A 24,505-nucleotide genomic window follows, 5' to 3' on the forward strand; every position below is an offset into this window, starting at 1 on the left:
CAACCAAATAAAGCAATACTACTGATAAGAGAGCAATAAGAGATAAACTTATTAGCTTTTTCATCTATAATCCCTCCTCACTTATTATATTACTATTGAAAACTAAAATCTTGTTCCACTAACCTGCCATTTAGTTTAAGATCAACCCTTCACAAAGTCTATATATAGTTTAACATAAATATCCAGAACACCTTGTAAAATGTGGTAAAAAAAAGTAATTGTTAATTTTCTACGACAAAATGCATAGCAAATTAGTAAGCAATTTTAATGCAGTTTCCATAAGAAATTCTTTTAAACCAACAAAAAATGACCACCAAATCAGCGTACAATTTGGTGGTCATTTTATCTTACATTTTTAATGTTTGCGATAGGTAATGGAACCCGCTATCAGTCTGCCCTGCTTTCTTTGTGATAACTCACACCACAGGTTACACAGCATTGTTTTGTACACTAGTACCTGAAGTCGAGCACTATACAGTTTAAGAATCTGTTAAAAGTACTTACTCAATCCCAATCTAATATTGCGCTAAGCACCATTCTTTCGTTTCTTGATCGGCAAAGGATGCTTCAACACTATTGATATAAATTTGTCGATAATCTTCTTTGCTAAGATTAAATTCATCATCAACTAAATCAATTTCTTTAGACATGGTCGTATCAGATACTGTTCTGTTATCCGTATTAATCGTCACTTTAATTCCATCTTCATGAAACTTATAGATCGGATGTTCAGAAAATAGGTTAACAGCTTTTGTTTGAACATTGCTTGTTGGACAAATTTCTAGCACGATTTGGTTTTCTTTTACTTTCTTATAAGCCGCATCATAATCTTTAATATATATGCCGTGCCCTATTCTTTCAGCACCCAATAATTCAATAGCTTCTAGAACGTTTTTTCCACTCCCAGTTTCACCCGCGTGGATCGTTACTCTGTAGCCATATTCCTTTGCTAATGTGATTGGCTCAACAAAGCGTTTGCTAAATCCTTCATCTTCACTTGCACAAAGATCGATTGCTACTACACCTTTACCTAGGAATTTCTTACCCTTCTCTACTACATCAAACGCACCTTCTACAGGCATCGATCTTAAACAAGACAAGATAATATTTCCTTTTATTTCGTAACGGTTTTCTGCATCCCTCATGCCATCTATAACGCTTTGAATAACTTCTTCAATATCTAATCCTTTTAATGTGTGTAGTAATGGACCGAATCTGACCTCAAGATATTTCACATTTTCCCTAGCCGCATCCTCAAAAAGCTCAAAAGTAATACGTTTTAAGCTCTCCTTAGACTGCATGACCTTATTTGGAAGTGAAAATCTTTTTAAATATTCATCAAGCGATGGACATTCACTAGGAGCAATCAGTTCCTTTTCCAACTCTTCCTTATCAACTGTCGGTAACGGTATACCTTCTTTTTCAGCAATATCAATAATCGTTTCTACTCTAACACTGCCATCCAGATGACAGTGAAGTTCAATTTTTGGCTCATTTAATAAATTCATTTTTTACCTCCATATTTTGTTTTTTTAGATACAAAAAAATTCCTGACTACAAAGAAAATACAAGTCTTGTACTTTCTTCGTAATCAGGAATTTGGGTTCCTGGTAGAGACCTCCAAACCATATTATTGGAGTTATACGGAATTTTATTCAGTTTATTAAGACATATATAGGATAATATAAATACGTTTACATTGTCAATATGGTTTTCATCACGGTAAAAATTTCGTTAAAGACTTCACTATAAATAAATGTACAATTATAACTTCACCTTTATCGATTCCAGCACCTATCCATTAAAAGTACCTTCTTAACCCCAATCTAGCAAAAAAGAGTGCCTGGACAAAGAAAGCAATTCCCCATACCAGTGCTGGGATGAGAAATGTCATGTTTGCTAAGGTCGTTGCATCTCCCGCATTACTTGGCGAGACAAAGCTAAGGAACATAATCTCGAATGCTGATGTAACAGACTCTACTAATACTAGTGAAGCTATGAATAAGGCAAAATAATCTAAAATCCGCTTAGAACCTCTTGCTAATACCCATGAAAATACAGCAATGATTGTAATAATCCAGAATAATCCATATAGGTTACGGATCCAGAATATCAAACTAATGAGTAGCAATCCTAAGAAAATTAATAAGACATACCTACTTTTCCTTTTATAAATTAATGTCAAAAACAAATATGCCATATATGACGCAAATACATATCCAGCAATACTAGTCATAAATCCGCCTAACCAATACCGATTGCTAACAAGTGTGGCACCTTCCGTATTAGAAAACAAGGCTATTGATTGCACATCACCACCAGTGACAAGCGACATAATCGCGTGTCCTGCTTCATGGATCAACGTATTCACAATTGAAAAATAAGGACCAATAAAAGGCATTTGCGTTAAAAAGACTGCCAATATAATGAATAAAGCTAATTTCTTCTTCATCGAATTTCCCCTTTAGCCCTAGTATATCAATTAGTGATTTGAATTGATAACTAGAACGGTTAAAAGAGTTAATCCACTATTTTTTTAAGAGGAATTAGAGTTAGGTCTGCCGCGATCGCGATCATAATTCGATACATAAATTAGAAATAAATAAACACACCTATCCACGCTACTTTTCGCTTTTATATTACAGCACTTCAAATAGATGGAGTTACCCCCACCTATTCAATCACTAATGATTTTACATATTTTTTAACTACTTCTTCCTTCCCACTTTCATCCAACTCATGAAAAGGCTGTTCGATCGGTAAGATAATGAAGCTTAGGAATATGCCACCTAATTGTCTAGCAATAAATGCTGTATCCACATTTTTATTTAACATGTCAAAATGTATATCCAATCCATTCTTCAAGCTCGAAAAAATAAGCGTTGATAGATTTATTTCTTCTGCTAAATTTCCCATTAAACTTTCCGAAAGCAGCATTTTAACTAAACTTGCATTCTTGGAAAGAACCTCTAATCGGTTATAAATAATTCCACTTAGAAATTCTTCCGTATTTTCTGCCTTTGCCAGTTTTTTTACATGGGAATTAAATTGTTTTTCAATCACTGTTTTAACTGCGGTAATAAATAAGTTTTGTTTCGTTGAAAATTTACGATAAAGAGTGATCTCAGCTACTTCTGCTTCCTTGGCAATCTCTTGAGTGGTTGCTACCTGAAAACCCTTCTTTATAAATACATCTAATGCTGCTTTAATAATTTGTTCTGTTTTATCTCTCAAAAAACACCACTCCACATCTTGTCTATTTACCCTATAGGTCTTATTTTGACAAATCGATCCAAAATAATCAAGATAGCAGGCATAACAACGATACTGCTAAATAAAGCTAACAAAATATTAATCAATGTCATTAAACCAAAATTACTTAAAATTACAAAGTCCGAGATTAGCAATGCACTGAATCCACCAACTGTTGTAATAGCCGACGCAAAAATCGCTTTTCCTATTTTTTTATTCGTAATCCGAATCGCCTCAACAGAAGCATGCCCATTTCTTCTTTCTTCATAAAATCGTTCCATCATCAGAATTGTAAACTCAGTTCCAATCCCTATAACTAAGGCACCTAGTGTGGCAGTCAACGGTGTATATTTTATTCCTAATAAAAACATAGCCGCTCCTGACCAACCTATAATAAAGATGATAGGTAATAGTGGGATAAAAGCTTTTACAGGGTGTCGATAGATAGCTAATAATCCTAAGAAAACGAGCGCTATACCTAACAGTGTCATTTTATAACGCCCTGTTGTTAGAGCGGATATCATTTCTACATCTAGTACCGCTTTACCAGTGATCGTTGTTTCTATTGTGGATAAACTTTCTTCAGATAGATACTCGTTTAAAGAATCAATAAATGCTTTCAACGGTTCCGCCTCTAAATGCTTAATCCCAACCGTAATCACACCTTTTGTTTCCGTATCATTAATTAATAATTTAAGTTGATTCTCTGGTAAATCAGTTAACTGTTCCTCCAAAGCAGGACCAGAAGCTAACTCATCTTCGTTCATTCGTTTTAGTATACTTGTAATTGATTTTGTATTCACAACTACATCTTCAAATTCAGTTCCTAAGGATTCAGTTGTTGAATCAACCCATTCTAACGTTTGTTGATTCAATATATCTTCCCCTTCATACACAATGGAGACCTGATCTGTTGTCCCAAGAATATCTCTTAATTTATGAATATCTGTTAATTCTTGCGTATCCTGTGGCATGAACTTTTCAATATCTGTTTCAACTCCCGCATTAAAATCAACCCAGATACCTAAGCCCGCAGTGATCAGTGCAACAATAAGGATTATCCACCTGAATGAAACTAATTTTTTCGTGAAATGATCTAGAAACCTTTCAATCATAGATTCGTTAGTAGAAGCCTTCTTCTTTTTAACTGGATCTTTCGTAAAAAAATGATCTCTAGTAAATAATATAGGAATTAAGATCAATACTCCAACAAAAAAACTAACAATCATTCCTACAGTCAACATTTTTCCAAAGTCTTGAATCATCGGTACAGGGGAAGTATATAGAGCGATAAATCCAAGCGCTGTTGCTACCAAAGCGGTTAAAATCGCTGGCAACATTTTGATAACCGTTTGATTTAGACTTTTCTTTGCACGATCTTGTATAGGTTTATTCATTGTTTGTTTCTCCTTCCATCATTTCCTCGATGTATCGACTTTGGAATTGGATCGCATAATCAATACCAAGTCCAATTAAAATAGGGAAAACTGCCATAGAAACCATTGTGATTGGAATCCCTGTCCAACCCATTAACCCAACTGTACCAACAACAGCTACTAAAATAATGCCAAGTGGTAGGATTCGCCATTTCACTTTAAAGACGAGAGATAACACAATAATCATAAAGAGCACCGAAAGTATCATCATCTGCATCATGCTTTCCTTCATAGATGTCCGAATCGAATCATCAAGTACAGGTTTACCCGAGACCATTGTTTCTGTATTTTCTAATGGTTCACTTTCAAGGTAAGATTGAATTAAAGTGACAGCTTCACTTTTCGCTTCATCACTAACTCCCCCTTCAAATTTGACTACCATGGTCATATATTGATCATCGATAATCAATTCACTAAATACATCCCTAAGCTTTCCATCCTCGTAGATCATGCGCTCCAGTGTATCTTGACTTTGAGGTAACCCCGGTTTCATCGCATCGGAGTACGTAAGCATCGTATTTAAGTTTTCACTTATCGATATGAGATTTTTACCCATTTCCTTTAAACCATCACCTAGATCCTGCAAATCTGATAATTGTTCAGTCTGTTTATCTTTCAATCCTGAAATCTTATCTTTTTGCTGTGTTAACCCCGTTTCTATTCCTTGAAGACCTTTTATCGTTTGTGATGATACGTTTGGTAGAGCAGAACATTTTTCGGACGTTTCTATCATTTTTTCCGAAAGCTGATTTAGGCTCCTACCTACTTGTTTGACTTGCGTTCCTAATTGTTTTTGTTTTGGATCTGAAGTATTAAACTTCCCAGATAATTGTTCAAGTTTTAACGAAATGTCATTTGTTTGTTTGCCAAGTTGAGCATACCCATTGACTAAATTCGTTGTTCCTTCACTTAATTTCTCCTGTCCTTTTATCATGTTTGAAAGACCACGATTAAGTTCAATTACCTTTTCATCTATGTCTGGAACAGAATTATCATCTTCATTGCTAACCAATGTTTCACCAATTTCAATTAGCTTCAAACCCATATCATCTAATCCATCTATAACTTCTATAATTCCTTCTTTATATTTTTCAGATTGTTTGTCAGCCATTTGATTTACGATCGAAGCAGGACTGATGACACTAAAAATATTACCCTTGAATTCAAGACGGTTCTCTAATTCCTTCATATGTTCTAAATTGGATACCGTCATTAATTTATCTAGAAGATTCGCTTCATATAGAACAATAATTGACTCACCACCAAACTCTTCCCCCAACATTTCATTATCCTTGTAAACCTCGGTATCACTGCTAACAAGTGTGTCATTTCCGGTTGCCATTTTTACTTGCTGAGCACCTAGAGCTAAAAGAACGATAAATAAAAATGTTATAAAAATGATCTTGATCGGCCTCTTTGATAAACCTTCCGAAACCAGTTGCATAATCTTCATACTTCTCCTCCTTACATTGTTTGTTAGTGATAACTTACATTAAGACTAAAAAAATTGTATTAACTTATCACGTCTCTTCTCCAAACTTACGAAGAAGAAATACTTTTTTATAATGATATTGACTAGTGGTCTTTTAGCTAGTAATACCGCCCTAACGCGTTACCAATAGCCTTGTTCACTTTCAAACGAATTAGTAATGTTAGTTATTACTAACATTCATTATAGTTGGATACGCACAAGATGTAAACAAAAAATTTATTTTTAAACGACTAATGCAATTTGGATTTCTCTAACTAAGGAGGCTGACCCCAGAACTTCAGTAATTCCGCTTCATCAAAAACAGATATTACCAGTTGCTAAGAAGTTTTAAAAAAAGTCTTCAGGGTAATAGATATGTAAGGGTAAAATTAAAATATAGATTATTAGTAATGATAAAACGTTACGAATTATTAGGAGGCTAAGTATTTTTTATTTAGGTACAACAGTTAAAAATTTAATGGTCAGTGCTTCTGACGGAGAGCTAGGTGGCGTTAAAGACATTTACTTTGATGATAAGTTATGGACTGTGCGTTATTTAGTGGTTGACACAAGAAAATGGTTACCGGGGAAAAAAGTATTGTTATCACCCATCTCATTCGATCATGTAGATATAGAGAATGGTTCACTAAATGTATTAGCATCTAAAGAAACTATTAAAAATGCACCAAACCGAGATGAAGATGAACCAGTATCTAAACAAGCTGAAATGGAATTATTCAATTATTATGGATGGCCAAACTATTCATTTGGATTAGGTGGAGTAGTCGGACCTGGACCATGGGGTGGTTACACATACCCACAGGAATTAGTCGATGCACAAAATAGAGGGGTATTACAAGATGGCGTTAGCGAAGATGATGCTAATGAGCCTAATTTGAGAAGTGTTAATGAAATTGATGGTAGCTTCTTTGGATATGATGTTGAAGCTTCAGACGGTGAAATCGGTCATGTTACAGACTTTGTGATAGATGATAAAAACTGGAAAATCTATTATATCGTCGTAGATACTAAAGGTTTATTAACTAGTGAGCATATTTTGTTATCAACTGATTGGATCAGCAATGTTGAATGGGAAAGCAAAAAAGTATCTATTGACCTTAACAAAGAACAATTTAAAAAAATTAAAGAATTTAAAACTAATGAACCAATCACTAGAGCCTATGAAGAAGAATTATATAGTAGATTAGGTAAGGCAAAGTATTGGGAAATTTAAAACAGTTGAATTGAAAACAAAGGCTCTGACTTGGTCAGGCCTTTGTTTTTTAATACGAACAGTGCCAGGCACTGTTCGTAATGAAAAGTCCACTTAACATTCGACAAAAAACGGGAAGTGACAGGCACCCCCTACAAGATGGCTTGCTCGCTTAATCCACCTTGTTGCATTTTAAACATCTGATAATAGTTTCCATCTTCCTCAATCAACTGGTCATGGGTTCCTTTTTCAATAATTTGACCATTTTCTAACACAATAATTTGATCCGCATGCTGAATTGTTGATAGGCGATGCGCAATCACAAGCATTGTACGTCCTTCGGCTAGAATATTCATGGCTTGCTGAATCATTCCTTCTGTTTCTGTATCAATATTGGCAGTTGCCTCGTCTAACACCAATATTGCTGGATTAAACGCTAATGCTCTTGCAAACGATAACAGTTGCCGTTGGCCAGTAGAGAACTCGCTGCCTTTCTCACCAACAGGCTCATCATATTGTTTTGGTAATTTTTCGATGAATCGATCAGCACCGACAGCTTTTAGAGCGGCAATCGCTTGTTCCCGTTTAATTGTTGGATCATCTAGTGTAATGTTTGACAACACCGTTCCAGTAAAGATAAACGGGTCTTGTAAAACAATACCGATATGTTGCCGTACTTGTTGTCTCGTTAAGGATGCGCTATCGATGCCATCTATTGCTATTATTCCCTTTTGTGGATCATAGAATCTGAATAGCAAGTTCATTATCGAGCTTTTCCCCGAACCAGTGTATCCAACAAAAGCAACCGTCTGACCAGGCAACACAGTAAAAGCGACGTTTTTTAGAATATAATCATCCTTTTCATAGGCAAAGCTGACGTTATAAAACGTCACTTCTCCTCTAATTCGATCAATCTCTTTGTTATCAATCACTTCACTGTCTTCATCTAGTAATTCAAAGACACGACCGGCAGAAACTCTTGCTTGCTCAAGTTGAGGTAATTGATTCACCATTTGAGTTAGCGGTTCGAATAAACGTGTTAAATAGTCAACAAAAGCATAAAGTAGACCGGTTGAAATAACGTTCTCCACACTAAAAGATCTGGAACCAAAATACCAAATAAAGCCGACAAACGCTATCCCTCTGATTGCGTTTACTAGGTTAAAGGAAGTTAACGCAGATAGGGCAATCATTTTTTTCTGATACCGATAGTGACGGTCATTCAATTGTTCAAATTCCTGTTGTCTTTCATCCGTTCGTCGAAACGCTTGAATAATTGGCATCGTTTGAATCGATTCATTAATCGAAGCGTTTATATCGCTGTTAACGGAACGAATCACCCGATTATATTTACCAGCATATTTTTTATAAAACTTCATAAATAAAAGCAGTATTGGCAGTAAAATCAAACAAATCATCGCTAGTGTTTCATTCAAAAGAAATAAGGCAATCATAATGCCTGACATGTAGATAAAACCATTAACAAACGTCTCAAGTACTTTAACATACAATTCCTTAATCGCTTCTGTATCATTTGTTACACGCGCTAATATTTTACCAGCAGGTTGTTTTACAAAATAATGCATCGGCAGCTCTTCAACTTTTGTAAAAACATCATTTCTCATCCGCTGAATGATTTTATTCGCGTGGACTTGTAATAAGTACGTTTTCATATATTGAAAAATAGCTGCAATCAGAATTAGTCCTAAATACAGGACAAGTAACCAGACAATTGGATTTAGTTCTGGCTCAAAAAAACGATAAAGCTCCCGAACCGCTACTTTTTCTGCGGCCACGGTTTCCGTACCATTGTTAGAGGTAACAGTTACACTTTCATCATTAACGACCTGAATCGAACTATCTAATGGAATCTGATCATGAATTAAATAATAGTGCCTACTCGATTGTATAAACGTATATGTCTCAATCACTTGATCATCCGCATTTAAGCGATCCGACCGTTTTAAGAACCGATTTTTGTAAGCAATTGTGTTCTTATCGTTTTGTTCTTCTACTTGCACCCACTCCGTCTGAATACCTACAATATGATTGTCAATAATCTTTTTGGCAATAAACGGCCCCGTAAGTTCAAGCCCTACCGCAATGATTAGACAGATTAAGGCAATACTAATCGTTTTTTTACTTGATAAAGCATAACGTAATAATCTTTTTTCCGTAGAAGGTTTCATTCGATCCCCTTCCTTTCCATTTGCTGCGTATCAAACTGTTCTTTGTACCAGCCATTAAGCAGCATTAACGCCTCATGCGTCCCTCTTTCAACGACTTTTCCATCGTCTAGCACAATGATCTGATCGGCATGCTTAATTGCTGACAATCGATGCGCTGCAATAAGGGTTGTTTTCCCTATCCGTTCTTCCCGTAAATGGCGAATAATGTTTGCTTCCGTCATCCCATCTACTGCGGATAATGAATCATCCAAAATCAAAATTTCAGGGTCCATTAATAATGCTCTAGCAAGGGAAATACGTTGCTTTTGACCACCTGATAATGTCACACCACTTTCCCCAACCAACGTATCTAACCCTTCTGGAAGTGCTTCAATATCACTTTTTAAAGACGCTGATGCTAAAATATGATTAATTTGCGTCAATGTTTTTTCACCACAACCATATACGAGATTCTCTTTAACTGTTTTTGAGAATAGCACATGCTCTTGTGGGACATAGCCAATCCAACTTCTTGTTTCATCTAAAATAAAGCGTTCAATCGGTATCTCGTTAATCGTCAAGCTACCCTTAGGTGGTACATATTCTCTGAGTAATTGTTTGAAAAGTGTTGTTTTACCAGCACCTGTTTTTCCAACTACTCCGATGGTTTCACCCTTTTTGATCGTGAGATTGACCGCATCTAATTGGTTACCTTGTGCTCCAGGATAAGCAAAACAAACATCTTGAAAGACGATTTTTTCTAGTTCTCTGATTGATTCAGGCTGGTCTGGATCTTGCACATCTGCTTGTTGAGACAATACGCGATCAACACGATCAAGCGAAGCATTACCACGTTGCATGACATTGATTAATTCACCAATGGCAAACATTGGCCAGATCATCATACCTAAATAAACGTTAAACGAGACAAGGTCTCCAATTGAAATTCGGTTCTCAAAAACCATTAGCGATCCATACCCTAAGCCGATCGTATAAGAAATACCAACAAGTACTTTGATTGTCGGTTCGAAAAAGGCTTCCATTTGAGCAACCGCCTTATTTTTTTTAAAAACATCTTCCGTTTTGGAAAAAAATCGATTCGTATCTTGTTTTTCTTGGACAAACGCTCGGATGACACGGACACCGCGGACTGACTCTAACGTATAATTATTAAGCTCACTAAAGGCTTCTTGCGCGTCGGTAAAACGCTGATTAATTATTTTTCCATATTTATGCACGATAATTGCCATAATCGGCATTGGGATAAGTGCAGCAAAGGTAAGCTGCCAATCGATCGTAAACCCCATCATTAAAACGATAAGCGCCATAAATACGGTCGAATCAACTAATGTTAAAATACCAAATCCCGCCGTCATCATAATCGACTTTAAGTCATTAGTTGAACGCGCCATTAAGTCACCCGTTCGATTTTTGCTATAAAATCGTGGACTCATCATCAGAAAATGTCGCATTAACTTTGAGCGCATTTTTCGTTCTAACAATAAAGCACCGCCAAATAAATTATAATCCCAAATAAACATGACACTATAACTAACAACAATTAAAGAAACAAAAATCAAAATAATCTCCTTTAATCGGGCTGGTGTCAGCTCATTATACTGAATCGCATCTATCGTCATTCCAACTAATTTTGGTGGAATAAGATCAATAAAACTTACGAAAATGAGTGCCGTTATTGCAATCGCATAACGTCCCCACTGTTCTTTAAAAAACCAAGATAATTTACTAAATACAGAAAACATTGTTTAACTCCCCTTCCGAACAACATGATTAGCTGCTATTAATTTAGCTAACCACCGCCTAACACCACTAATCGAATTGAACATACATCTTTTATTAAACAACTCATCATTCTTCCTCCTTTTGTATTCATTTTTCATGTGGATCAACAGAACAAAAGCGCAGGCGCCTGTTTATTGCCGTATGACCTGGAAGGCTCCGTATAAGATAAAGGAAACACGAAGAGCGAAAGCGATTCGATGTTGACTTATTGTAAGGAGGCGCCTGAAGGGCACTAGGCAATGGGCGTTGGAGCTGGACGTGGCTAATTATGAAATTTAATTAACCACAAACACTGCATTCTGTCGTTTCCTAGAAAATAAAAAAAGCGTATACATCAATGACGTATACGCTGCAGCGCACATACTTTTCCACACAATCATAAAAAAGTACGTACGCTATTCTCCATATTGGAAAATGACAACAAAATAGGCCACGAATATGTCGTAGCCTGTGCCATTCTATGTTTTTCGTTCAGTTAGCATAAAAGCAAATAATCTAAATTTACGCTTTTACACAGACGTCTAAAGTAGAAGGCCACGACAGGAAGATAATTAAATTAGTAATCTGCTGATCTATCAATTTGATTTTATCCATGTTAGGTGACCTCCTTTTCGTTTTATTTAATCAATGTAAGAATAATTATATCTTCAAAAAATTTGAACGTCAATAAAAAATTGGAAAAAATTATTTTTTGGAAGTCTAGGTGCTTCACTTCCCACAATTAACAAAACCCGCAAAGATATTAACTGATTTCTTATATACATTAAAAAAGATTATAGATTTTAAACTATGATCTTTTTTAGACTGTTATATGAGATTGTATGTACAGAAATCTAAGTAGTAATTATAATCGGTTTTTCACTCGCTGTAATTTCATATAAATAATATTCTCTCATTGGAACACCTTACCTTTCAATTTCATCATCAAGTTCTTTAATTTGAGCTTTTTCTTTGTTATTAAATCGTTGCATCCTTCGAGCTTCATCACGAATCAACTCATAAGAAAACTTAGTAATACCATCAATATCTTGTTCCGCCAAGTAGTTGACATATGCAGCCTTATCTTTTGCTTGAATGATCAATGGTGGTAAGTCATGCTGCATTAACGAATAATTCATCAGCATACGGCCAGTTCTTCCGTTACCATCTGAAAATGGATGAATACGTTCAAATTGGATATGGAAGTCCATAACCACTCTCAAAACGTCCATGTCTTTACTTGCACCTTCTAGTTGATAATTAAGATTATCAACCCATTGTTGCATTAACAAAGGTGTTTCACGGGGGGATGCTGTTAGAAAATCAGCACCTTGAATCGCATTTTCACTTGTTTTGAATTGACCTTTATCCACCAGTAAACGATCCATAAGTTTCTCGTGAATGTCCTTTAAGACAGTAAGGCTTAAAGGTTGTTCACCTCGTAACTGATCAATGACATAAGCGAAAGCGTCACGATGATTTTCTATCTCAAAAAATTCACGTCTACTATAACCGCCTGGCAGCGTATCATGTAAAATGATAGACACCGTATCAGGTAGCGTTATCGTATTACCTTCAATTGCTGACGAGTGGTGCGCTAAACGCACCAGGACATCTTGAAAATATTCTTCTAATTGAAATTTCTTCAGCATAATTATAACTTCCTTTCAAGTGTATTTTTAGGTGTATTTGGCGTCCGTGGATGCGAGTCTCGATGATCAGGAATACCGTCGTTGTCTGTATTTGAGCTGTATTAAAGTGTAGGTGCCTGTCACTTCCCACAATATATCGAATTCGATAAAAATTAGGAAATGCTGCGCACGCGGGATCTAACAAAAAGTTTAAGTGTACTGTTGAAAACGATATTCACGTTTGTATATATAAATTATTGCTACCATTATCTAATGTGCCATCAATAACAAAAGGTGTTTCTAATGCTTTCGATATTTTCAGTAATGTCTCTAATTGGGGACTAGTTAGCCCCGCTTCTATTCTACCAACTGTAGATTTTGGAATCCCAGCTGCATTAGCTAACTTTTGCTGAGACATTTTTAATTCTTGTCGTTTAGTCTTGATTTGTGCGGCTATTTCTCCTTCGAGTTGAAGTTTTTTTACATAGTCATCTCCACGAATTTCGGAGTATTTTTCAAAAAAGTCGCCCATGATTCTTATCTCCTTTCCTCTTAATAAAGATTTGGATTATCTATACAGTAATCTTTATAATTCAACTCAGCTGGAGTTAGATCATTACGCTTAATTAATCCATTGTAACTGAATCAACTACAGGAAAAAAATAGGTATCCCTCTCAACAAGTTGTTGTTCATTGGAATGGAATGGTTTGGTTTTTATTAAACATTGAAACTATAGCGGGCTACTCGAAATATTTAAAGCAAACGGGGCAACATAACTTTGCTTATGATTCCCATTCTTTTTCCAAACGTAATACTTGTTCATACAGTTTCTTTCCAATTCGATAATCATTCTCTATGAGAAGTTCAATGTACGGTTTTACCGTTTCTAGCTTCTTTTGCGCTTTGGCTAATCTTAGGATTCCTAGTGTCCATATAGGTGTAAGAAAAAAGTTCTTTGCCATATTTCTTGCAGCTATCTCATCAATTAAAACAAAATCTGTCTCTAGTTCTTTTCCACCTATGATTGTCTCCAATTCCCCTGCGTGTAGCTTTCCGAACAATCGATGAACCATCTGTTTATCCTTAATAGCATATGTTATAACTTTTCCGGACTTGACAGCTTCAATGATTTCCTGTCTTCCATGATCATGTTCATGCGCACTCTCAGTCAGTTCTTTAATCACTGCTTTAGGAACATAGACCTGATCAAATAGCTCCCATAACAAGTGAAGTTCTTTAATCATAGATAATGCTATTATAGGACTTGAATTTGTGATAATCCTTCTCACTATTTAGCACCATCAAAATACTTTTGTATCGCCAGTTCGTCATCCGCAACGTGATCGTTTGTATATTCCATCCAAGGAATTCTCTTCGCTCGTAAAACATCGATAAAATTTGCTAAGGACCTGCCGGCTAGTTCAGATGCACGTTCTAATGTAACCGTCTTTTCAACAAACATAGCAATTGCCAATGACAGACGTACCTTGTCATCAAGGTTTTTGCCATTCCCACTTTTATCCAGAATGCTAATAATTTCATTTGGCAGATAAACGTTCATTTCATTTTGTTCCAACATTAGAAAAACCTCCTCAGATACTCAATTTCAAATGTATTCTTATGTTTTATTTTATCATAAATCTAGACACTTCGTTCAGAAAACCATCCCTATTGACGTGGTGCCACTTCCTAAAGAGTTCAAGAGCTGATAAGACAGTTGACGTTAATCATGAGTGAAAACATCAAATACGAACAGTGCCAGGCACTGTTCGTATTAAAAATAGAATTTTATTTTTTGGAAATACAGGTGCCTGTGGTCAAGCACCTATTTGGTATATTTAAAAAATCTTCAATTAAGCCGTGTCCTCTACAACCGGTAGATCATGTTTAACGATTGCCTTTTTCTCCCAAGCCTTGCTCTTCCAACGGAAATAGACAAATAACCCCCGGGCCCACTCATCTGCAATAAAGGCAATCCAAATACCGATCAATCCATACCCTAAATGGATCCCCAGTAAATAATAGAGGGGAACACTAAATAACCACACAACCGCGAGAGATACGATCATAACAAACCTTGCATCCCCTGCTCCGTTCAAAATACCGCCGTAGACAAGGTTTAAACATCTTCCAGGTTCAAGTAAGAAACCAAGAAGCAGTAGCAAAATACCAGTTGAAATGATTTCAGGGTCGTTTGTAAATAGATTGAGTAATGGTTTACTAAATGTGGTAACAATAACTGTGACTCCTAAGGCAGCGATGATACTCCACCGCCCGCTACGCAACCCTTGTTTATAGGCCTCCTCCATCTTGCCTGCACCAATTAAGTGGCCGATGATAATTTGTGATCCGCGTCCTAAAGAGATTCCTAATATCATAACCAAAAATAAAATATTTAGTGTATAAATTCTCGTTGCCAGCATCTGTGTACCTAAAAGTGTAATAAATCCAGTTGTAACAATCTGACTAAAGGAATATGAAATCATGAAAATGGATGACGGAATTCCGATTCGTAATATTTTCATGATCCGTTCTTTTTGCCAGTTGATAAATTCAGCCCATCCAATTTTTAAATTCACTCGCTTATTTAGCAAGATTGCATAAGCGATCATCGCTAAAAATTGACTGACTGCTGTAGAAATTGCCACTCCTGGAACTCCCCACTGTGGAAATCCTAACGCACCGTAGATAAATAAATAGTTACCTGTGATGTTTAAAACGTTCATTACCAAGGTTACCAGCATGGTTTCCTTCGTGTAACCGTGTGTTTGTATGATTGTTGCCATGGTCACACTGACTGCCTGAAACACAAGTGCGCCCCCAACGATTAACAAGAACGTATTTGCCTGCTCAAATAGTTCCGGTTCCAGGGAAAAGAAACCTAATAATTGCCTACTGAAGATCATGATGGTTGAAGCAATGAAAATTCCGAATATCAGGTTAAGAAAAATAGCGTTTCCTGTAAGGAATTTGATTTCATCGTATTTTTTAGCACCAAGATATTGTGCGATCACAACCGATGCACCAGTCGAAATTAATTGAAACAAGAAAAACATAAACATGATTAACTGATTGGCTACCCCTACTGATGCTACAGCTTCATCAGAAACTTGACTTAACATGAATGTATCGGCTGTCCGCAATGACATATGCAAAAGTGACTCGATAAAAATCGGCCAGGTAATGGCGATGATGGATAACTTTTTGATATCTGGCTTGTTCATCTTAATCTCCTATTCTTGATTTTTCATAAAGAAGGAGTGATCTTATGATAAATAGATCACTCTCCAAAATAATAAATTTATTTTTAAACGCAGGATTAAACTTGTCGGATTTATTTCGTATATCGAAAGAATCGATTCTTTTATATTACTATACTAACTAAAATAAGAGAAGAAGTGTTTATTACAGGTGCAACTTCACGAAATATGACGTATTCGATAAAAATTAGGAATAAAAATCGTGAAGTGACAGGCACGCCAGCTTAATTTTCTAACTGATCACAAAGCGCTTCCCATATCTGTTCTAATTCTTCTTTTTCCAAATATAAGTCTTGTAATAACGCCAAATCTTTAACTTCCAATAATTTTTTGTCTAACTCGATGATTTTTTCCTCTAATGACGCTAAATCCGTTTTTAAGTTATCATAGTCCTTATGCTTTATTGGCGCCTTTTCTTGCGAGTGCGTTTCTTCTTTCTTTTTCTCTATTCTTACCTGTCCTGTTCTTTCTCTCAAGGTATCCATTTTTTCCTTAGCCCAGGTATAGTCACCATCAAAGCAATGGATTTTTTTTGCTTCGATCCAATAAATCTTTCCAAACAGCTTGTTAAGAAAATAGCGATCATGTGATACCGTTAGTAAACTACCTTGAAAATCGGCAAGCGCTTCTTCCAATACTTCTCTTGATTCAATGTCTAAATGGTTTGTTGGTTCATCTAAGATCAGCAAATTGATATCTTGATACATTAATTGGGCTAATCTTAACCGCATCCTCTCGCCTCCACTAAGCTGCGAGACCTTTTGAAAAACGGCGTACCCATAAAACATAAATCGCGCCAAAATTCCTCTTGCTTCACCTTCCGTCACTTTAACCTCAGCTCTAAATGTCTCAATAACCGTTTCATTTTCAATAGTAGCGAAAATATTTTGCGATAGGTATCCTATTTTGACATTACTACCTACCCGCACCTCTCCTTTATCTGAACAAATTTGTTGCAGGATTAATTTAAGCAATGTTGATTTCCCTGTTCCGTTTTCTCCTATTATCGCAACCCGGTCTTGGTAGGCAATATGCATATTCACATCCTCGAATAACAACTTGTCATCGAAACACTTTGAAACATCTTTAAGCATAATAACGTCATTTCCACTTCGGCCCGCCACATCCATCTCTAGGTTCATTTTTTTCCGATTTAATACCGGTCGATTTAACTTTTCTATTCTCTCTAACGCTCTTTCCATGTTCCTTGCACGTCTATGAAGATCCGCATTTGGTGGGTTCGCTCTGTTTGCCCAATCTCTTAACCGTTTAATCGCTTCCTTCATCTTTTTTATTTTCTTTTGTTGTTCCTCATAGGCTTGAAATTCCCTTAGCAGCTTTTCTTCTTTTTCTTTTATAAACCCTGAAAAATCCGTATGGTAAGCAGTGACTTCACCATCTTCCAAATCGACCACCTTGTTGACTACTTCATCAAGAAAATAACGATCATGTGAAATAACGAGGACTGTCCCGATGTACTCTCGCAAAAATTTGCCAAGCCATTCGACCGCCATTAAATCCAAGTGGTTCGTCGGTTCATCCAACAACAACAGGTCGGGCTGTTTTAACAGCATCAGACATAGCCCAACCTTTGTTTTTTCTCCGCCACTTAAACGGGAGAAAGGCTGATCAAGTAAATGTTGAATATTTAAACCATGAACTATTTTCTCAATATTGGATTCTATTTGATAACCACCATTAATCGCATACTGGTCCTGTAAATCACCATATTCACCGATCAAAATTTGCAGTTTATCTGCGTTTTTCTCCAGGCTCATTTCAGCCTCTAACCTTTTCATTTTATCTTCCATTTGCAGTAAAGGCGAGAAAGCGGATCTTAGTACATTCTTTGTAGTGGTTGCATCATGGTAATCTGGGATTTGTGTAAGATAACCAATGACAGAACCTTTTTTCCAATGCACCTGTCCTGCATCCGGTGTTTCCTCACCAGCTAGCAAACGAATCAAAGTCGATTTACCACTACCATTTCGACCAACCAGACCAATCCGTTCTTTTTCTTTTATTTCAAAAGATATATTCTCAAAAATCGCATTTCCGCCATACATCTTAGCTATTTTATTAACGCTGCATACAATCATTATTGTTCCTCCTTTTAAATACAAAAAAAGCCATAAGAAGACACACCTTCCCATGGCTACAGATTCTAATAGAACGTCACTTTCACTTTAGGAGCGTTCTATTCAATTAAAAAAGGAGAGCATGAAAATGCCCTCCTTTCAACCGTTCTTCTATCATGTGGGTTAAGAGATGTTTTCATCGTTTTAGATTGCTATTGAGTTGTTAAAAAAGGACACACGTATCCCGTTAACAATTCCAACAGCAAATTTTGCACGGTATAAATAAAGGAATTCAACCCAAAACCCGCACACTAAAACAACTTGATTCAACATCTTAACCCACCTCCGATCCTTAAAGTTAGGTCTATATTACCACTTATTGTAGGTTTATTCAAACTTAATTTTCCATTTATAAATAAAATCTTGTTTAATTACTGTTTTATTCGGCCAACGCTTAATGATGTGCACATTTTCATTCTAGTTAAATATCCTGTCAATGCGGTTAGTATATCAATTTGACTTAACTAAGGAGGACAAGCACTGTCACCACCCGTGATTTGTCGATTTCAACAAAAACCTGTTGTGACAGGTACTACAACGACTTTTAAAACTTAGTATACAAATAAGCAATAAAAATATATTGACGTATATTAACCGTTTGTATATTATTAAGAATAAGTAATCTCATATCCCTAAAGGGGAGTAGCTTTTACAACATAGTCGTCATTTCGGAGTTCTTAACTCTCGGCTTTGTTGGCAACGATTTGTTGTTAGCAAGACCTTTACCGTCCGGTTGGTAAAGGTCTGTTTTTTAGAGCCTTTACCATCATTGGTAAAGGCTCTTTTTTTGCGCTTAAGGAGGACTGAATAAATAAAAATCAGAGTAGGAAAAGGTAAAAAATATCAAATAACAAAATAAATACGATAATTTATTTAGATTAGAAAGTTGGTTTTAAATGGTTTATATTTTAATAGTTTTAGGTTTTGTTTTATTAATTAAGGGTGCTGATTTATTTGTTGATGGAGCTTCCAATATTGCCCGAACTCTTCGCGTATCTCCATTATTAATTGGGTTGACTATTGTTGCTTTTGGCACAAGCGCACCGGAGGCTACAGTCAGTATTATCGCCGCAGTGGAAGGTAATGCTGGAGTAGCAATTGGAAACATCGTTGGAAGTAATATTATGAATATATCATTAGTTATTGGTGTGGCTGCATTCCTTTATCCAATTAAAGTACAAAAAGAAATGATAAGAAAAGAGATTCCATTTACCCTTTTAGTCAGTGTCGTATTACTGATCTTAGTTAGTGATATAGCGCTTCAGGGGACTAGTACAGACCTGATCACTAGAGGCGATGGCTTTATCATTTTAATGTTTCTCACCATTTTTCTATATTTAATTTTTGAATCAGCAAGAAGAAACCGTGAAATAACCCAAGAAGAGGCCACAGTAGTATCTGCACCGACCTCCTGGACGAAAAATATCCTGCTAACTGTAGGTGGGCTAGTCGGCATTATCCTCGGTGGAGAGTTGGTAGTAAATAATGCTGTTGATATAGCACTATCGTTTGGCATGAGTGAAACCTTAGTTGGTCTTACTATCGTATCAATTGGTACGTCTTTACCAGAGTTAATTACATCGATCACAGCAGCTATGAAAAAGGAGAGTGATATTGCTTTAGGAAACATCATAGGTAGTAACATTTTTAATATTCTATTCGTATTGGGTACAACTGCTGTTATCCATCCACTTGCCCTAGAAAGTAAAATAATCGTTGATATTCTCATTATGATTGTATTAACAATTGCATTGCTTATCTTCTCAAGAACAAACTTTAGAATCGGAAAATATGAAGGACTGTTCTTAGTAATCGCATATATTTTATACACAATATTTATCATTATAAGAAATTAATTTATATATAATAAAAGAATTGAACACCATGATGCCTGAAGCTGGTATAGAATCGTGAAGAAAAAGTAGTAATTTTTGATCCGACTATCACTGCTGCTGAATCATATTTAATTGGTACTATACGGAGGAATAGAAATGACTTATGTTTTGTTAATTATCGGCTTCGCATTACTGATTAAAGGAGCAGACTTTTTTGTAGAAGGAGCATCAAAAATTGCCACGGATTTAAGGGTTTCCCCGCTATTAATTGGGTTGACGATCGTGGCATTTGGAACGAGTGCCCCTGAGGCAACTGTTAGTATCTTGGCTGCATTAGAAGGCAATGCAGGCGTTGCAATAGGTAACGTTGTCGGAAGCAATATTTTCAATATAACATTTGTCGTTGGGATTGCTGCGCTAATTTATCCGTTGAAAGTAGAACGTACAACAATAAGAAAGGAAATTCCTTTTACCTTACTAGCAGGCGTTGCATTACTAATCTTAATTAGTGATGTTACCCTTCAGCAATTAAGTGATAATTTTCTAACTAGAAGTGACGGATTCATCTTTTTACTATTCTTTGCGATCTTCCTTTACTATATCTTTGAAGTAGCTAGAAACAATCGCGAAAAATTAGATAACACCGTGCAGGTGAAAGTTCCATTTGGAAAAAACACACTTTTGACAATTGGGGGGCTTGGAGCAATTATTTTTGGAGGCGATCTTGTCGTAGGCAGTGCTACGGATCTTGCTCTTTCATTCGGTATGAGTGAAACGCTTGTAGGTTTAACAATCGTTGCTGTTGGTACGTCATTACCTGAGTTAATTACCTCCATTACTGCAGCTTTAAAGAAAGAAAGTGAAATTGCCTTAGGAAATATCGTTGGAAGTAATATCTTCAATATTTTATTCGTGCTAGGAATTTCATCTGTTATTTCTCCACTTGCTGTTGATAATAAAATATTTTTCGATATCCTTGTAATGAATGTTTTAACTATCATTCTACTTGTTTTCTCAAGATCCAACTTTAGAATCGGTAAAAATGAGGGTGGCATGTTAGCTGCTGCATATATTGCCTATATGATTTTTATCATCATTAGAAACTAATTAAAATTACTATTCTGCTCCTATTAATAAAACTTAAATGGTGCCAGACACAACCCTTAATGGGAGTGCCTGACACCATTTTCATTTTTACTTTAGTACAACCATCGTTTCTCATACCTAACTATGTTAATCAAGAAATTTATTATACCATTCTTTAATCTCATTTATTTTGTCTTTATCTTTAAGTTCATGCACACCAAAACCACCAGTATCTACAATCTTATAATCCTTTGTTCCCTTAAATGTTACAATACAAGCATATTCTACAGGTGTACGAATGACAGCAGATACATTTTGCTTTTTATAGTGATCTTCTATTTTATCTCTATCATAACTATCCAATTCCCAATCTATTTGTGATTCTATATCAATCCTCTTAATTCGTTCAATCTCTTCACTTTCTAATTTTTCTTCGTTTTCAACAGACTCTACTAGTTCAGTACAATAATTTTTGTTTATGCTTAGTCTTATGTTATGTAAAATCTTTATAACTTCAGCAAATCCAATAAATAACATCCCAGAAGCAAAGCCAATTGCAAACCATGTTAAAAATACTGACCAAACAAATTCTGTTGAGTAACCTGTTCTAACAGTACCATTTAAAAAACCCAAAAAAAGTCCTAATACAATTTCAAAAACACCTATATAAAATAAAATATTAGATACTTTATTTTCCTCATTCATTTAATCACTCCTCTTAGATAATACTATTCAATAGAAGTAAGTTTAATCCTTCGATCTCATGACGGGCTCCAAATTTGATCAAATCCATTCTTAATCGAATAGTCATAAAGTAAAATGATTTTCTTGTCCTTATAATTTTTCATAAAACTCATCACATTAGCATCCTCTTCCTTATCTATCAGTTCATTATTCCTATCAATGATAGAATCAAGGAAATACCTTTTAGGGAGCTTGTCACTTTTAGATCCATTACACGTACTACAGGATAGAACGAGATTCCATATATGATCTGACTGCACAAATGACCATGGAATAAAATGATCGACATGCGTTTGCCTTTTCCCATTAGATAAAGCTTTACCACAATAGAAACAAGAATTTTTAAAATGGTTCAATAACACCTTTTCAAAAGGCCGTAAAGTTGAACGCCTAGCGATAGTTTCAACCTTTCCAAGCAGGTAATTGATACTTGGTACTTCGTTCAACTCCTCAATCATTTTTGCCATATGGTAGTTAGTGAGATTCACAATTAGTCTCTGATAATTCAACATAAAACTATGTACAGATGGATTTAATTTAAAGTAATCATGCTTATGGTCAAACGCGTAAAATTTCTCGCTTGTATCTCCATAGAGTGCACCAAAAACATTTTGTTTCATCGTAGACTTTACTTCAGAAACCATTTTAATTTGTATTTGCGCAGCAATTTTATCAAAACTAAATTCAGCTGGTATTTGATACTTTGACTGAATCTCCTTGATAATTGTTACAACTCTTGCATTCTTACCTCTGTTTTGCTTAATCAAATTATGTTGAACGATGAGATTCCAATAAACCTTTGTAAAAGAATAAGCTAATTGATCATAGGTCAGTTCAAAGCGATCATTAACTTGGTATAAGTTTTCTATCAGCGCTTTAATGAGCGCATATTTGTAAGTAGATGACTTTGCAGATTTACTAGACAAAACCACCGTAAAAATACGCCAAATTTCCTCATCAGTTAGATAATGTTCTTTTAGTTCGCCTACTTTTAACTTGTGACTCATTCGCTTACCTCTTGAAGAAAAATACGCTTATCAAATCCTCCACGCTGGTCTTTCTTATTAGCTCTCACTTGTTCTACTTCTTGCATGCTTGAACCATTTAATTTGACCAGTGCTTCAGTCACTTCTAGTAAATCTGCAGCTTCTTCAATTGCTTCTGAAGAAGAATCTGCTGCAATTAATTCCTCTACCTCTTCTAGCAACTTCTTGTATAAACTATTACGATACGCTTCATCAGATAGAATCGTACTGGTAAAGGCTTTTCCGTCATTCTTAATAATTTCAGGTATTTTGTCGCGAACTAGCTTGTTGTAGGTTGGCATTGAGTACACCTCTATTTGATATAGTAAAATACGGACTTCACTGAAATTTAACTCTGTGTGATCCTAGTATAACAAAAATCGGAAAAGAGAATATGGTGAGAACATATAAAAAAAAACCTTAATAAGAAAATTTGAGGAAGAATCTAGTATTTAGTTTCTTAGTATTGGTACTAACTATGTTCCAACTGTAAGACAGTTAATTAAAGAAAAACGATTACCTCCACATGAATGTACTATCTCTGCCATGTTTTCAAGCCATTGCCACGGAATTTACCACTTGCTATTTATGCAATTACCAATAGAAAAATGAAATGTAAAGGATAAAAGCCTAATTTCTCTTATTTATCTCTGAAGAAGAATTAGGCTTATGATTATTAGCAATGTGACCGAATGTAAAATTACATTATTGTTGAACAGTATGGTTGTACTGCGCAGCAAATGAATTTGTTTTATTAAATTAAACTCTGTTACAAACGAGTTATCGAATACTTCTTTTAAAAAGTTTACTCGAATAGATTTGTTAATATTCTATCTAATGACTCTATAGACTTTACGGCTTTAATTTTGAGTAATTCAAAGCTTTTTAGTTTTCCATGCATAATATCATTTCTAGTATCAGTAATATTTTTCATATTGTTAGTTAAATCAATTATTTCTATTTTAGAAGTTAAATATCTAGCTCTAATGAGCATTTTGGTTTTAGAAAAAATAGATCTATACTTACCATTTGAATTCATTTCAAACTCTTCACTATTAGGTATCTTATCGATTATATTATTTATATATGTCTCCACTGTGATAGCTGAATAGATGATAGCTTTTTTATAATCATAAGTTTTACAAGCATACTTTGCTTCTCCATAAAATGCGTTTGTTACATTTACCTCCCTATTTAATGAACTTCTAAAATTAGAATCATTTATTTGGTTTATATTATTCAAATTTGTTGTTATCATTGCGTTTGCTAATAAAAAGTTACTGTAGATGTAATAAAATGATAAATGACTACAATCATAAACTGAAGGGCTTATTACTGTATTTGATAAATTAGATTTGAGCCACTTTTCAATAGTTTGATCACATGAAAAATGAGCCACACAATTTCCAATTTTACAATCCTCTCTTATGATAGAAAGTGACCAAACTATCTATTCAAGAGAG

21 protein-coding genes and 1 riboswitch are annotated in these 24,505 nt (G+C 35.3%); of the genes, 3 read left to right on the top strand and 18 right to left on the bottom strand.

Annotated elements, in window-relative coordinates:
* Positions 1-515: 515 nt before the first annotated feature.
* The 5 genes from add to D2K40_RS14985 all read right to left on the bottom strand — a co-directional run bounded on the left by add (position 516) and on the right by D2K40_RS14985 (position 6,141).
* The gene (add, locus tag D2K40_RS14965; RefSeq protein WP_117157151.1) at positions 516-1,508 is read right to left on the bottom strand and encodes an adenosine deaminase; all 993 of its coding nucleotides are present in this window, start codon (positions 1,506-1,508) and stop codon (positions 516-518) included.
* Between the two features lie 60 nt (positions 1,509-1,568).
* A riboswitch (purine riboswitch) is annotated at positions 1,569-1,667 on the bottom strand.
* Between the two features lie 134 nt (positions 1,668-1,801).
* Complete coding sequence (locus tag D2K40_RS14970; RefSeq protein ID WP_117157152.1) at positions 1,802-2,452, bottom strand: M50 family metallopeptidase; 651 nt, start codon at positions 2,450-2,452, stop codon at positions 1,802-1,804.
* A gap of 221 nt (positions 2,453-2,673) precedes the next feature.
* Positions 2,674-3,234 carry a TetR/AcrR family transcriptional regulator gene (locus D2K40_RS14975; RefSeq protein WP_117157153.1) on the bottom strand — a complete coding sequence of 187 codons (561 nt, stop codon included), beginning with the start codon at positions 3,232-3,234 and terminating at the stop codon, positions 2,674-2,676.
* A 26-nt stretch (positions 3,235-3,260) separates the two neighbouring features.
* Positions 3,261-4,649 (bottom strand): efflux RND transporter permease subunit, encoded by a 1,389-nt coding sequence (locus tag D2K40_RS14980; RefSeq protein ID WP_117157154.1) that lies wholly within the window; start codon positions 4,647-4,649, stop codon positions 3,261-3,263.
* Positions 4,642-6,141 carry an MMPL family transporter gene (locus D2K40_RS14985; RefSeq protein ID WP_117157155.1) on the bottom strand — a complete coding sequence of 500 codons (1,500 nt, stop codon included), beginning with the start codon at positions 6,139-6,141 and terminating at the stop codon, positions 4,642-4,644. Before D2K40_RS14985 ends, D2K40_RS14980 begins: the two co-directional genes overlap by 8 nt.
* A gap of 463 nt (positions 6,142-6,604) precedes the next feature.
* Here D2K40_RS14985 and D2K40_RS14990 point away from each other — a divergent pair, with 463 nt between their 5' ends.
* Complete coding sequence (locus tag D2K40_RS14990) at positions 6,605-7,393, top strand: PRC-barrel domain-containing protein (protein ID WP_338045042.1); 789 nt, start codon at positions 6,605-6,607, stop codon at positions 7,391-7,393.
* A 131-nt stretch (positions 7,394-7,524) separates the two neighbouring features.
* On the opposite strand, the gene D2K40_RS14995 is transcribed toward D2K40_RS14990, so the two are convergent.
* The 9 genes from D2K40_RS14995 to D2K40_RS16785 all read right to left on the bottom strand — a co-directional run bounded on the left by D2K40_RS14995 (position 7,525) and on the right by D2K40_RS16785 (position 18,625).
* Positions 7,525-9,561: an ABC transporter ATP-binding protein gene (locus D2K40_RS14995; RefSeq protein ID WP_117157157.1), complete on the bottom strand. Its 2,037-nt coding sequence runs from the start codon at positions 9,559-9,561 to the stop codon at positions 7,525-7,527.
* On the bottom strand, positions 9,558-11,303 hold the full coding sequence (locus D2K40_RS15000) for an ABC transporter ATP-binding protein (RefSeq protein ID WP_117157158.1): 1,746 nt from the start codon (positions 11,301-11,303) through the stop codon (positions 9,558-9,560). The genes D2K40_RS14995 and D2K40_RS15000 overlap by 4 nt, the downstream gene beginning before the upstream one ends.
* A 945-nt stretch (positions 11,304-12,248) precedes the next feature.
* Positions 12,249-12,974, bottom strand: coding sequence for a Fic family protein (locus tag D2K40_RS15005; protein ID WP_117157159.1), 726 nt, complete (start codon positions 12,972-12,974; stop codon positions 12,249-12,251).
* Positions 12,975-13,188: 214 nt separating this feature from the next.
* The gene (locus D2K40_RS15010) at positions 13,189-13,485 is read right to left on the bottom strand and encodes a helix-turn-helix domain-containing protein (protein WP_117157160.1); all 297 of its coding nucleotides are present in this window, start codon (positions 13,483-13,485) and stop codon (positions 13,189-13,191) included.
* 251 nt (positions 13,486-13,736) lie between these two features.
* Positions 13,737-14,243: a PIN domain-containing protein gene (locus D2K40_RS15015; RefSeq protein WP_117157161.1), complete on the bottom strand. Its 507-nt coding sequence runs from the start codon at positions 14,241-14,243 to the stop codon at positions 13,737-13,739.
* A complete protein-coding gene (locus D2K40_RS15020) occupies positions 14,243-14,533 on the bottom strand; it encodes a UPF0175 family protein (protein ID WP_229666806.1) in 291 nt (96 codons plus the stop codon). Before D2K40_RS15020 ends, D2K40_RS15015 begins: the two co-directional genes overlap by 1 nt.
* 274 nt (positions 14,534-14,807) lie before the next feature.
* Positions 14,808-16,178, bottom strand: a complete 1,371-nt coding sequence (locus D2K40_RS15025; RefSeq protein ID WP_117157162.1) for an MATE family efflux transporter — start codon at positions 16,176-16,178, stop codon at positions 14,808-14,810.
* Positions 16,179-16,438: 260 nt separating this feature from the next.
* Positions 16,439-18,367 carry a ribosomal protection-like ABC-F family protein gene (abc-f, locus tag D2K40_RS15030; RefSeq protein ID WP_205417579.1) on the bottom strand — a complete coding sequence of 643 codons (1,929 nt, stop codon included), beginning with the start codon at positions 18,365-18,367 and terminating at the stop codon, positions 16,439-16,441.
* Positions 18,368-18,496: 129 nt separating this feature from the next.
* Positions 18,497-18,625 (bottom strand): RAxF-45 family protein, encoded by a 129-nt coding sequence (locus D2K40_RS16785; RefSeq protein WP_308422937.1) that lies wholly within the window; start codon positions 18,623-18,625, stop codon positions 18,497-18,499.
* A gap of 623 nt (positions 18,626-19,248) precedes the next feature.
* Here D2K40_RS16785 and D2K40_RS15035 point away from each other — a divergent pair.
* Together D2K40_RS15035 and D2K40_RS15040 are read left to right on the top strand one after the other, a co-directional pair.
* Positions 19,249-20,208, top strand: a complete 960-nt coding sequence (locus tag D2K40_RS15035; RefSeq protein ID WP_117157164.1) for a calcium/sodium antiporter — start codon at positions 19,249-19,251, stop codon at positions 20,206-20,208.
* A 135-nt stretch (positions 20,209-20,343) separates the two neighbouring features.
* On the top strand, positions 20,344-21,294 hold the full coding sequence (locus D2K40_RS15040) for a calcium/sodium antiporter (RefSeq protein WP_117157165.1): 951 nt from the start codon (positions 20,344-20,346) through the stop codon (positions 21,292-21,294).
* Between the two features lie 126 nt (positions 21,295-21,420).
* Here D2K40_RS15040 and D2K40_RS15045 read toward each other — a convergent pair whose 3' ends face one another.
* The 4 genes from D2K40_RS15045 to D2K40_RS15060 all read right to left on the bottom strand — a co-directional run bounded on the left by D2K40_RS15045 (position 21,421) and on the right by D2K40_RS15060 (position 24,300).
* On the bottom strand, positions 21,421-21,978 hold the full coding sequence (locus D2K40_RS15045; RefSeq protein ID WP_117157166.1) for a hypothetical protein: 558 nt from the start codon (positions 21,976-21,978) through the stop codon (positions 21,421-21,423).
* Between the two features lie 56 nt (positions 21,979-22,034).
* Positions 22,035-23,024, bottom strand: coding sequence for an HNH endonuclease domain-containing protein (locus D2K40_RS15050; protein ID WP_117157167.1), 990 nt, complete (start codon positions 23,022-23,024; stop codon positions 22,035-22,037).
* Positions 23,021-23,344 carry a nucleoside triphosphate pyrophosphohydrolase gene (locus D2K40_RS15055; protein ID WP_117157168.1) on the bottom strand — a complete coding sequence of 108 codons (324 nt, stop codon included), beginning with the start codon at positions 23,342-23,344 and terminating at the stop codon, positions 23,021-23,023. The genes D2K40_RS15050 and D2K40_RS15055 overlap by 4 nt, the downstream gene beginning before the upstream one ends.
* Positions 23,345-23,847: 503 nt before the next feature.
* Positions 23,848-24,300, bottom strand: coding sequence for a hypothetical protein (locus tag D2K40_RS15060; protein ID WP_162879238.1), 453 nt, complete (start codon positions 24,298-24,300; stop codon positions 23,848-23,850).
* Between the last annotated feature and the right edge of the window lie 205 nt (positions 24,301-24,505).

Origin of the sequence: Paraliobacillus quinghaiensis (assembly GCF_003426025.1) — a bacterium.
Lineage (GTDB): Bacteria > Bacillota > Bacilli > Bacillales > Amphibacillaceae > Paraliobacillus_A > Paraliobacillus_A quinghaiensis.